The 9971-nt window shown below is 60.4% G+C and carries 10 protein-coding genes; 8 read left to right on the top strand and 2 right to left on the bottom strand.

Features of this window, described 5'->3' with window-relative positions; genetic code table 11:
* Nucleotides 1–170 precede the first annotated feature (170 nt).
* The gene (locus tag DBV08_RS18200; protein ID WP_124568348.1) at nucleotides 171–785 is read right to left on the bottom strand and encodes a hypothetical protein; all 615 of its coding nucleotides are present in this window, start codon (nucleotides 783–785) and stop codon (nucleotides 171–173) included.
* A gap of 166 nt (nucleotides 786–951) precedes the next feature.
* On the opposite strand from DBV08_RS18200, the gene DBV08_RS18195 reads away from it, so the two are divergent.
* A complete protein-coding gene (locus tag DBV08_RS18195) occupies nucleotides 952–1398 on the top strand; it encodes a hypothetical protein (protein ID WP_124568347.1) in 447 nt (148 codons plus the stop codon).
* A gap of 65 nt (nucleotides 1399–1463) precedes the next feature.
* The gene (locus DBV08_RS18190; protein ID WP_124568346.1) at nucleotides 1464–2360 is read left to right on the top strand and encodes a LysR family transcriptional regulator; all 897 of its coding nucleotides are present in this window, start codon (nucleotides 1464–1466) and stop codon (nucleotides 2358–2360) included.
* A 62-nt stretch (nucleotides 2361–2422) separates the two neighbouring features.
* On the opposite strand, the gene DBV08_RS18185 is transcribed toward DBV08_RS18190, so the two are convergent.
* On the bottom strand, nucleotides 2423–2710 hold the full coding sequence (locus DBV08_RS18185; RefSeq protein ID WP_124568345.1) for a helix-turn-helix transcriptional regulator: 288 nt from the start codon (nucleotides 2708–2710) through the stop codon (nucleotides 2423–2425).
* Between the two features lie 394 nt (nucleotides 2711–3104).
* Here DBV08_RS18185 and DBV08_RS18180 point away from each other — a divergent pair, with 394 nt between their 5' ends.
* From DBV08_RS18180 to DBV08_RS18155, 6 genes are all read left to right on the top strand, one after another.
* Nucleotides 3105–4427, top strand: coding sequence for an MFS transporter (locus tag DBV08_RS18180; protein WP_124568363.1), 1323 nt, complete (start codon nucleotides 3105–3107; stop codon nucleotides 4425–4427).
* 75 nt (nucleotides 4428–4502) lie between these two features.
* On the top strand, nucleotides 4503–5075 hold the full coding sequence (locus tag DBV08_RS18175; protein WP_124568344.1) for an OsmC family protein: 573 nt from the start codon (nucleotides 4503–4505) through the stop codon (nucleotides 5073–5075).
* A gap of 2 nt (nucleotides 5076–5077) precedes the next feature.
* Nucleotides 5078–6667 (top strand): AMP-binding protein, encoded by a 1590-nt coding sequence (locus DBV08_RS18170; RefSeq protein WP_124568343.1) that lies wholly within the window; start codon nucleotides 5078–5080, stop codon nucleotides 6665–6667.
* A complete protein-coding gene (locus tag DBV08_RS18165; protein WP_070385659.1) occupies nucleotides 6664–7491 on the top strand; it encodes an enoyl-CoA hydratase/isomerase family protein in 828 nt (275 codons plus the stop codon). Before DBV08_RS18170 ends, DBV08_RS18165 begins: the two co-directional genes overlap by 4 nt.
* Before the next feature lie 143 nt (nucleotides 7492–7634).
* Nucleotides 7635–8915: a crotonyl-CoA carboxylase/reductase gene (gene ccrA / locus DBV08_RS18160; RefSeq protein ID WP_124568342.1), complete on the top strand. Its 1281-nt coding sequence runs from the start codon at nucleotides 7635–7637 to the stop codon at nucleotides 8913–8915.
* A gap of 44 nt (nucleotides 8916–8959) precedes the next feature.
* The gene (locus tag DBV08_RS18155; protein WP_124568341.1) at nucleotides 8960–9943 is read left to right on the top strand and encodes an NADPH:quinone oxidoreductase family protein; all 984 of its coding nucleotides are present in this window, start codon (nucleotides 8960–8962) and stop codon (nucleotides 9941–9943) included.
* The last annotated feature ends 28 nt before the right edge of the window (nucleotides 9944–9971 follow it).

Genomic DNA, 9971 nt, shown 5'->3' with positions numbered 1-9971 from the left:
CACCCAATCCGAACACCCCGCCGGCCCCCGCCTGCACCGAAAAACGCCGGCGCCCCACACACCCGGGCGTCCCGGTAGCTGATACATGGGGACTATCACCCCGTCTCTGTTGCCTTGACCTGCTGAAACGACACGTCCCCTGGACGGTGTGCCTGAAGGGGCGAGTCCACCTACTCGGCACTTCCCGCAGCAGCACGTGCCGCTGCTGCGCGTGCCGCCGACTCGGACGCCGAGCTGGTCTGCAACTTCTCGCGAGCTGCACGGCTGAAGGGTCCGGTGAGCGCGTAGTAGGTACGTGTCGCGTGTCCTGTCGCCGAGAAGTCCGCGACGACGCGCTCCCTTCGCGTCACCTTCAGCAACTCCATTTTCAGCAGCTGGTCGATCCCCCGCTGGGTGGTCTTCGCCGAGATCCCGTACCAGCTCTCTGCCTTCTCGTAGGGCAAGTACGTTTCGTTCTTCGAGCTGGTTCCGTGAAGCATGATCAGCAGGAGCGCGCGAGCGGGCAGATCGAGCTTGGTGTGCCAGCGCTCCGTCCAGTACGCCGACGGCAGGATGAAGTAGCTTTCGTGTGGCTTTTCCTTCTCCGGGACCGTGTCGGGGCGCGGTCGGGTGTACGGCCGCGTAGTCGACTCGTCTCGAGGCCGCACGAGTGTCCTCTTCCACACCCGTGAGCGGTCAATCAGTCCGTGGTCCTCCAAGCGGGCCCAGATCCGGCTCATCGCGGGCACAGGCAGCGGATCGGTGTCGCTGACGGACAGGGCCTTGCCCACACCGCTGCCGGCCACGGTTGAGCCGCGTTCTTCTCGATCTGGCTGTGGTTCATCAGCAGTGCCAGGTATGCGTTCAGCTCCCTGCCCCTGCGAGCGGTGACGAGGTCAGCGAGCACGGCTTCCGACCACGAGCTGCTGACACCTATCTCCGATCCCCCCATCACAGAGAGCAGAGCGCATCATGAGCATCGCAACACCCTCGACGATCACGGCATGTGCCCTCACTGCCGGGCACAGCGCGGAAGTTCGTTCAACCGGCAGACCTGTGGTGGACCCGTCCGTGCGGTATCCGACGACCACCAATTCATCATCCTCACCAGGGAAGAACCCCGAAGACGAAGGCGTCATCTACACGATCATCGACAACAACCGCGGTCTTCGAGGACCGGCCAACATCTCCGGCGATCGGCTACGAAACCGACGATCAGATAGCCCGATCCCTCAGCGACCTCGTCGATGGAAGATCGGAAGTCAGCCGCCGGCCATCGCGATGGGAAGAAACGCGCATCGCCGCGGTACTACTACCCGTGAGTCCGCCTTGCGTCGACGGCGAGCAGCGATGACGACGATGTCGCCACATCTGAGCTGCAACGGGTGTGGAATCACCACTGTCTCCGTCGCCGGGTAATGTCGACGATGATCGCAGCACGCTGTTCCGACAGAACGAGATGAACAGACGATAGAGTTCTCGTCATGCTGTCTGCCGATGACCTCAGGGTGTTCGCTGAAGTCGCGCGAAGGGGGCGACTGACGGAGGCTGCAACCCATTTGCAGGTCAATCACACAACCGTCAGTCGTCACATCACCCGACTAGAGCGTGCGGTGGAGAGCAGACTGTTCGATCGAACCGCCAACGGATGGATCCTGACGGATGCCGGTCTTCGGTTGCTCGTCCACGCAGAAGCAATCGAGTCCACAATGCGTGTGGTTCAAGATGATTGCCTCTCGCAAGATTCTTCCCTCAGCGGGCATGTTCGAATCATCACTCCCGATGGGTTCGGTGCTTACCTTCTACTCCCGCGCCTTGAGGAGTTTCAACGCCAGCACCCCGACCTCACTGTGGAGGTCGTTATGGCGAATCGCCATGCGTCCCTGACTCCGCGAGAATTCGATCTCGCCGTCACCATCGAGCGTCCGCAGGCTCGGGCAGTGACTGTGCGAAAACTCGCGCACTACTCCCTCGGTTTTTATGCCTCAGACCGTTACTTAGCGAACCATCCCGCGGTGGAGAAGATCGAAGATCTCTACGACCACGTGTTGATCTGGTACATCGATTCCGCCTTAGACCACAGAACATTCAGTTTGCTGTATGAAGTACTACCCCAGGCCAGATCGCGTATACAGACGAACAATATTGCAGGATTCATCGAAGCCGCCGAAGCAGGCCTCGGCGTCGCTTTGTTGCCCACCTTCATCGCCGACAGAAACCCACGCCTTCAGCGGATTACCGCTGAACACGCCTACATCGAGAGTAGCTACTGGATTTCGTTTCCTCGTGATCTTGTACGACTCGCGAGAGTTCGTATGATGGCGGAATACATCGGGCGGCTGGTTGCGGATGAACCCGGACTGTCCATCCGCGCCGAGTAACACCGGACGAGACTCAGACTCTCGCACGCCTCATCGACCGTCTCGAACTGCGAGAGACTGGGTTAGCCAAGGCGATTGAGTTCGGTAGCCAAAGTTGTGACGACTTCGGGTCGATAGGTGTAGTGGAAATTGCGGCCGTCCTTGCGTACCTGAACCAGACCGGCGGTCCGCAACGTCTTCACGTGGTAGGAAACGGTCGATGCAGAGACGTGGGATTCCTCGACGAGGTCGGTGCAGGCTATCTCGTCGACTGCAGCAATTCGCCGAAGCAGGTCCATGCGCACTGGGTCGGCGAGCGCTTTGAGGACGTCCACCAACTCGTCGGGCGTCGGTGCGGATGAGTGGGCCACGGGCACCCTCGATTCTTCGATAATTCTAGATGTGCAGAACAATCTAACTATATCCAAGCGTGACTACTTACGACGTTCTCAGGCAAGAAAACCAGCTCTACCTGCGTTTGTGCATTACTGCACGACGTTGTTCGACATTGATTATTGCCACTCCACATCTCCAGGATGAGACTTGGACCACATCGGAAGCAAGTCTGCCCAGCACCTCACAGCGGTGGCTGCATCGACTCTCCGGTCCCACTTCACGGCCGCACACATTGCGACCGAATGCAGTTCCCTGACACATCCCTCAGGTCTTCGCTTCCCGGAGAGGACCAACCGAACGAGAGGAGACCCGACCATGAGCTTCGAGCCAGCACAATCGTCGGGCACCAAGAAGACCAATTCGCCCCGGATGGTCGCGCTTGGAAGCTTTGTCGGCACCACCATCGAGTGGTACGACTTCTTCCTGTACGGCACCGCTGCGGCATTGGTCTTCAGTCCACTGTTCTTCCCCGACATCAGCCCTGCCATGGGTTTGATCGCGGCATTCGGCACCTACGCCGTCGGCTTCCTGGCACGCCCGCTGGGTGGAATCGTTGCCGGCCACATCGGCGATCGCGTCGGACGCAAGTCCATGCTCGTGGCTTCCCTGATGATCATGGGTACCAGTACCACACTCATCGGTGTGCTGCCGACACACGATTCGATCGGCATGTGGGCACCGGTACTGCTCCTGATTCTCCGTCTCGCTCAGGGATTCGGAGTCGGCGGCGAGTGGGGTGGCGCCGCACTGATGTCGGTGGAGTCCGCCCCTGCAAACCGTCGCGGTTTCTACGGGAGCTTTACCCAAATCGGTGTCTCGGCCGGCATGCTGCTCGCCGTAGGCGCATTCAGCATTTTCCGCACCGTACTCGACGAAGAGGCGTTCCTCGCATGGGGATGGCGGGTGCCCTTCCTCATCAGCGGTTTGCTCGTCTTCGTCGGGCTACTGATCCGCATCGGCTTGTCCGAACCGGAAAAGTTCGCGGAAATGAAACAGAACGACACAGTCGCAGAGATGCCGGTCGTCGAACTTTTCCGCACCGAGCGGCGCGCCGTATTTCTTACCACCGGAATGCGTTTGTCCCAGAACGCAATCTACTACCTCTACACCGTATTCGGGATCGCCTATATCGCACGCAGTCTCGGCTCCGGCAGCAGCGCCGGTTTGAACTCAGTACTGATCGCATCAGCCATAGGCCTTGTCTCCGTTCCTGTCTGGGCCGCGCTCTCCGACAGGTTCGGTCGACGCCCGTTGTACTTGTTCGGTGCGGTCACGAGCGCACTGTTCATCGCGCCGTTCTTCCTCCTGGCCGACACCGGGAATCCGGTGCTCATCACGTTGGCCATGGTCGTCGGCTTGAACGTCTTCCACGACGCAATGTATGGTCCGCAAGCGGCCTTCTTCTCTGAAATGTTCTCCACTGGAGTGCGATACAGTGGAGCGTCAGTGGGCTACCAACTGGGCTCTGTCTTCGCCGGCGGTTTCTCCCCGTTGATCGCAACCTCACTTCTGGCTCTGAACAACGGTCGGCCCTGGCTGGTGGTCGCTTACTTCACCGTATTGAGCATTATTACCGCCGTCTGCGCCTACCTTGCTCCGGAAACGAACAAAAGCGACATCAACGCCGACAGTTCGAGCCACGACACCACATCGTCCACCAACCAGGAGGTCCGGTCCATCTCGGGCATGTGACTTCCCCACTCCTTTCAGACCGCCTGTATGACCCTCCAACACAACACTATTCGCACATCGAAAGGCGAACATCTCATGACCGCTACTTCTTCGTCCGTCAATATCAACGGCGTGGACAAGCAAGCTCTGGACGCGACCATCGAGGCTCTACGCGAAACTCCAGTACTTGCGAAGATCAGTTTCGCGCTGAATTCGGAATGGCTCGACGGTTGCCACCAACGCTCGACAACAGGTGACCTTCACCAGAATGGCGAAGTGGTCTCCAGCAGGACAGCATCGTACGTTCTCGAATCCGACGAACCTGCGGCGCTGCTGGGTACCGACAAGGCGGCCAGCCCCGCCGAGTACATCCTCCAAGCCCTTGCCGGTTGTTACGCGGTGACGTATGCAACCAACGCTGCTGTGCGAGGTATCGAGTTGTCATCGCTTCGTCTGGAAATGCGGACCGATGTCGACTTGCAGGGTTTTCTCAATCTCGACGATGCAGTACGGCCGGGTTTGCAAAAGATTCGAATCGACGTCCACGCCGAATCTCCCAACTCGACTACCGAACAGCTGCAGGCCCTGACCGAGGCGGTGCAGAAGCGCTCGCCGATTCGGGACACCCTCGCCAACCCGGTGCAGGTCGTCACCACTTTGGTGAAGTAGCCATGGTTCCCCTGACCGTAGAGCACCTTTTGTGGCGGATGAGCAATGTTCATCCAGCCTCTGAAATCGTCAGCATTACAGGCGGAGCCAACAGACCTCGGGTTGTGCGTTGTCCGTTCCCCGAAGTGGCTGCCCGGGCACGACGTCTCGCGGCAGGGGCACGCTCGTCCCTGGCAATTCGGCCAGGGGACATTGTGGCTGTACTCGCGTTCAACACTGTCGAGCATTTCGAAGTCTTGCTGGGCATTCCGCTCCTCGGCGCTTCCGTCAACAGCCTCAATGCGCGCATGGATGCAGATGTGCTCATCGAGCAGATGCTCTCGCCTCGTCCCGCGGCGGTTGTCGTCGACGCGGAAATGGTGCAGCACCCGGTGCTCGGCGAGAACGCCCGGAAGGTTCTCTCGGCGCTCGACCGCGCCGATATCCCCGTCATCGCCGTCGGTCACATCGACTGGGTTGAGCATTCTCACGCGTTCGCTCACTACGAGGAGCTCATCGCCGACGACCATCCGCCGGTAACGGAGTCGGTCGAAGACGAGAACGCAATCGCCTATCTCTTCCACACCAGTGGGACGACAGGGCGACCCAAGAGCTACTCAGTCACGCACCGCGCTGCGCTGCTACACACTCTCAGTCAGGCCACTACGGAGGCGACAGGACTACGCAGTGACGATCGGGTACTACCGTTGGCGCCCTTTTTCCACGTCAACGGTTGGGGGCTTCCGCTGACCTCCGCACTGACCGGCGCTTCTCTGGTTCTGTGCGGAGGCGATCTCGCGCCGGCCCGCATTGCCTCCATCCTCGACGAGGAGTCGATCACGGTCGCCGCCGCGGTTCCCACCGTCTGGCACGATGTCTGTTCGGTCATCACAGCTGGCCACGCCCCGAAACCGCGTCACCTCCGCGAGATCTTCAGCGGAGGCAGTGTGGTTCCCCAGCCGGTAGTGGACGCAGTGGCTTCCGTCCTTGGAGCAACGGTCAGCACCGCATGGGGGATGACCGAGACGATGGCGTGCAGCACCTACGAGAGGGCGGAGCCGGCATCATCTGCAGGAAAGCCGATCCCCTTGGTGGAAATCCGTATCGATGATTCCGGGTTCGATCACGTGCCCGGCCGCCCAGTCAGAGGAACCCTGGAGGTGCGCGGACCATTCATCGTGGGTGTACACGACAGCGACACCGAATGGTTCGACACAGGTGATATCGCCTCGATCGATTCGTATGGTCGTCTCAGTTTGCATGACCGCGCAAAAGACCTGATCAAATCAGGGGGCGAATGGATCGCGTCGGCCGAGCTCGAACAGTATCTGTGTACCCATCCCTCCGTCTCAGCTGCTGCCATCGTGGCAATGGCACACCCGCGATGGATCGAGCGGCCCCTGGCTTACATCGTGACCACCGAAGCCAACATCAATGACATCGAGGCCGCATTGCGCGCCTACGTCGGAGAACGATTTCCGCGTTACTGGATCCCGGATCTGTTCATCGTCGTCGACGAGCTCCCGAGGACGGCAGTGGGCAAGGTCGATAAGGCTCGGCTGCGCCTTCGGGCATCCACCGAAACCGAAAAACGAAGTGAGGCAATAGCATGAGTACATCAACCGACAGTCTCGTCCGCACCGAACATCGTGGCGAAACAGCATGGCTGACCATCAATCGCCCCAAGAAACTGAATGCCCTTTCAGTTGAGGTCATGCAGGAACTTTCGGAGGCGCTGACCCTCGCCGAAGCAGACTCATCGATCAAGGTGATTGTCCTGCAAGGGACCGACAAAGCATTCAGCGTCGGTTACGACATCGCGCAAGAGGTCGAGATGGGGGTTTCCACCGCCGAACAGTGGCACGCAGGATTGACCAACAACATCGGTCTCTCGATGCAGGTGTGGCGCCTGAAAAAGCCGGTGATTGCCGCGGTGTCGGGTTGGTGCCTTGCCGGCGGATGTGAGCTCGCGATGGCGTGCGACCTGATCATCGCCTCCGACGATGCCCAGTTCGGCGAGCCGGAGATTCGTTTCGGTTCCGGGCCCGTGACTCTACTTATGCCATTTCTGTTGGGACAGAAAGCAACTAACGAACTTCTGTTCACCGGTGATGTGATCGGAGCCGAGCGTGCCGCGACCCTCGGAATGGTGAACAGGGTGGTCGACAAGGCCGAACTCGAGAAGACCGTCGACAACTTGGCCCGCAAGATCGCCCTGACACCGCTGTCGATCCTGCGCTACACCAAGCGCACGATCACCCGCGCCTACGACGCGATGGGGTTGACGAACGCGGTGGAATCGAATCTCGATCTCGCTGCGGTCTTGAACTCGGCCGCGACCCCCGAGCGCGCCGAGTTCACCGAACTCGTTGCAACACAGGGCCTCGGTGCCGCACTCGCGTGGCGGGACGAACGCTACGGGGCCGTCGAGGAGTAGTCCGAATGACCGGTTGCGTGACAATCCCTCTCGCGCAACCGGTTTTCGCGACATAGAGAAGCAGGACTTGTGGTCGAGGGGTGGAAATTCTGTCCGAATTATAATTTGATACTTGTACAACTATTTGACTTTAGGAGTATGTGGTGACCGAAGTGATGATGCGTCAGATCGTCTCCGACGCGACGACCGATGCCGTGGACCCGGGAACGCTGCCCCCGCTCGGGGTCGTGCCGAAGACGATGCACGCGCAGGTAATCCGCCCCGCTCGATATGGGGACCCGGCTACTGCGTTCGAGCACGAGGTCGTCGAGACACCGACACTCGGCGCCGGTGAGGTCCTGATCGCCGTGATGGCAGCCGGCGTCAACTACAACAACGTCTGGGCTGCACGCGGCTACCCGGTCGATCAAGTGGCTACGCGGCAGCGCCGCGGCGAATCCGAAGACTTCCACATCGGCGGATCCGACGCCTCCGGAATCGTATATGCCACCGGCACTGGTGTTTCCGGTATCGAGATCGGCGACGAAGTCGTGATCCACCCCGGAGTCTGGGACGAGAGCGATTCATGGATTACTGCGGGCCGCGATCAGATGATCGCCCCGAGCGCGAAGATCTGGGGCTACGACACGAACTACGGATCGTTCGGGCAGTTTGCTCGCGTGCAGGCACACCAGGTGCTTCCCAAGGCTGCGCATTTGAGTTGGGCGGAGGCTGCCGCTCCTACGCTGGTGGGAACCACTGCGTACAGAATGCTGCACGGCTGGGCCGGTAACACGGTGACCTCCGGCGACCTGGTGCTGGTCTGGGGTGGTTCCGGAGGCCTCGGCACTCAGGCCTGCCAGCTCGTGAGGGAGGCGGGTGGCCGGGCAATCGCGGTGGTTTCCGACGACGACCGCGGCGCCTTCGCGATGAAATACGGTGCGATCGGCTACATCAACCGACGCGAATTCGACCACTGGGGTATTCCGCCGCTCGTCGACGACACCGCCGGTCAGAAGGCATGGACTGCGAGCGCACGCGCATTCGGCAAGAAGATTTGGGAGATCGCCGGTAGTCGCGAAGATCCGGCGATCGTCTTCGAGCATCCAGGCACAGCGACCATTCCCACCAGTATTTTCGTGTGCCAGCCGGGTGGAATGGTCGCCATCTGCGCCGGAACCACCGGATTCGACGCCATGGTCGACCTCCGGTACCACTGGACCCGCCAGAAGCGCCTCCAGGGTTCACACGGCACCAATGACGAGCAGGCGATTGCTTACAACAAGCTCGTCCTTGACGGCAAGATCGACCCGGTTGTGGGCCGTGTTCTCCCGATGGACGACATTGCGATGTCGCATGCCCAAATGGGGCGTGGTGAAGAGGTTTTCGGCAACACAGTCCATCTGATCGGCGCGAAGACCCCCGATGAGGGCCGACGAGGCTGACCCGCGTCCGGCATAGTCGAACTTCGATACAACAAGGTGCACAGATGTCTCGAGCGTGGAGAGTCCATCAGTATGGAGAACCGGAAGCTGTTCTCCGACTGGAACAAACTCCGGAACTGGCACCCGGGCCTGGGCAAATACGTGTGCGTGTGGCGGCCGTATCGTGCAACTTCGCCGATGTTTTGCTGTGCCGGGGTGGATATCAGCAGAAACCGACCCCTCCGTTCACTCCCGGACTCGAAGCATGTGGCTGGGTGGATGTTCTCGGCGCTGACGTTGATTCCGGGCTGCTGACAGCCCGAGTAGTCGGCCAACCCGTACTTCCGCACGGAGGCTTCGGCGAGACCACTCTGATGGACGCGACCGCAGCCCATGTCGTTCCTTCCGCTATCGACGATGTCACCGCAGCTACGTTGCATTTGACCTACTTGTCTGCATGGCTGGGTTTGCATCGCAGAGGAGCGCTCGCTGCCGGAGATGTCGTCGTGGTCACCGCGGCGGCCGGCGGTGTCGGGTCGGCCGCTGTTCAACTAGCTCATGCCGCCGGCGCGACGGTGATCGGTATCGTCTCTGGTGCCGACAAGGCCGCTACTGCAACCATGTTGGGGGCAGACGTGGTCATCGACCGCTCCCGTCAGAACGTCATCGAATCAGTCAAATCCGTGGCGCCGCAGGGCGCAGATGTGGTTTTCGATTCTGTCGGCGGTGACGCCTACAGCCAGGCGACGAAGTACATCGCTTTCGAGGGGCGCATCGTGGTCGTCGGGTTCGCCAGCTCCGAGATACCCCATGCGCGACTCAATCACCCCATGGTGAAGAACTACACCATCGCGGGCTTGCACTGGTCCCTGTACAGCAAATATCGTCCCGATCTTGTCCACCGCGCCCAGAGCGCCGTATTCGACATGGCGTCGAGCGGATTGATCACTCCGCTGATCCACCGCCGGGCCGAACTGCACGAAGTGCCGGCTGCTCTCAGCGAACTCGCAAGTGGACGGGTACAGGGAAAGACGGTCATCACGATCTGACACCGCTGCCTTCATCCCACAAATACAA

The sequence above is a fragment of the Rhodococcus sp. KBW08 genome (assembly GCF_003852455.1).
Classification (GTDB): domain Bacteria; phylum Actinomycetota; class Actinomycetes; order Mycobacteriales; family Mycobacteriaceae; genus Rhodococcus_F; species Rhodococcus_F baikonurensis.
Note: the sequence above shows the minus strand (reverse complement) of the source record. Positions and strands in the feature narration are given on the sequence as shown.

What these genes read in the sequence shown, in the direction of transcription:
- DBV08_RS18195 (WP_124568347.1), top strand. Translation starts at nt 952, where the DNA reads ATGAGCATCGCAACACCCTCGACGATCACGGCATGTGCCCTCACTGCC.
- DBV08_RS18190 (WP_124568346.1), top strand. Translation starts at nt 1,464, where the DNA reads ATGCTGTCTGCCGATGACCTCAGGGTGTTCGCTGAAGTCGCGCGAAGG.
- DBV08_RS18180 (WP_124568363.1), top strand. Translation starts at nt 3,105, where the DNA reads ATGGTCGCGCTTGGAAGCTTTGTCGGCACCACCATCGAGTGGTACGAC.
- DBV08_RS18175 (WP_124568344.1), top strand. Translation starts at nt 4,503, where the DNA reads ATGACCGCTACTTCTTCGTCCGTCAATATCAACGGCGTGGACAAGCAA.
- DBV08_RS18170 (WP_124568343.1), top strand. Translation starts at nt 5,078, where the DNA reads ATGGTTCCCCTGACCGTAGAGCACCTTTTGTGGCGGATGAGCAATGTT.
- DBV08_RS18165 (WP_070385659.1), top strand. Translation starts at nt 6,664, where the DNA reads ATGAGTACATCAACCGACAGTCTCGTCCGCACCGAACATCGTGGCGAA.
- DBV08_RS18155 (WP_124568341.1), top strand. Translation starts at nt 8,960, where the DNA reads ATGTCTCGAGCGTGGAGAGTCCATCAGTATGGAGAACCGGAAGCTGTT.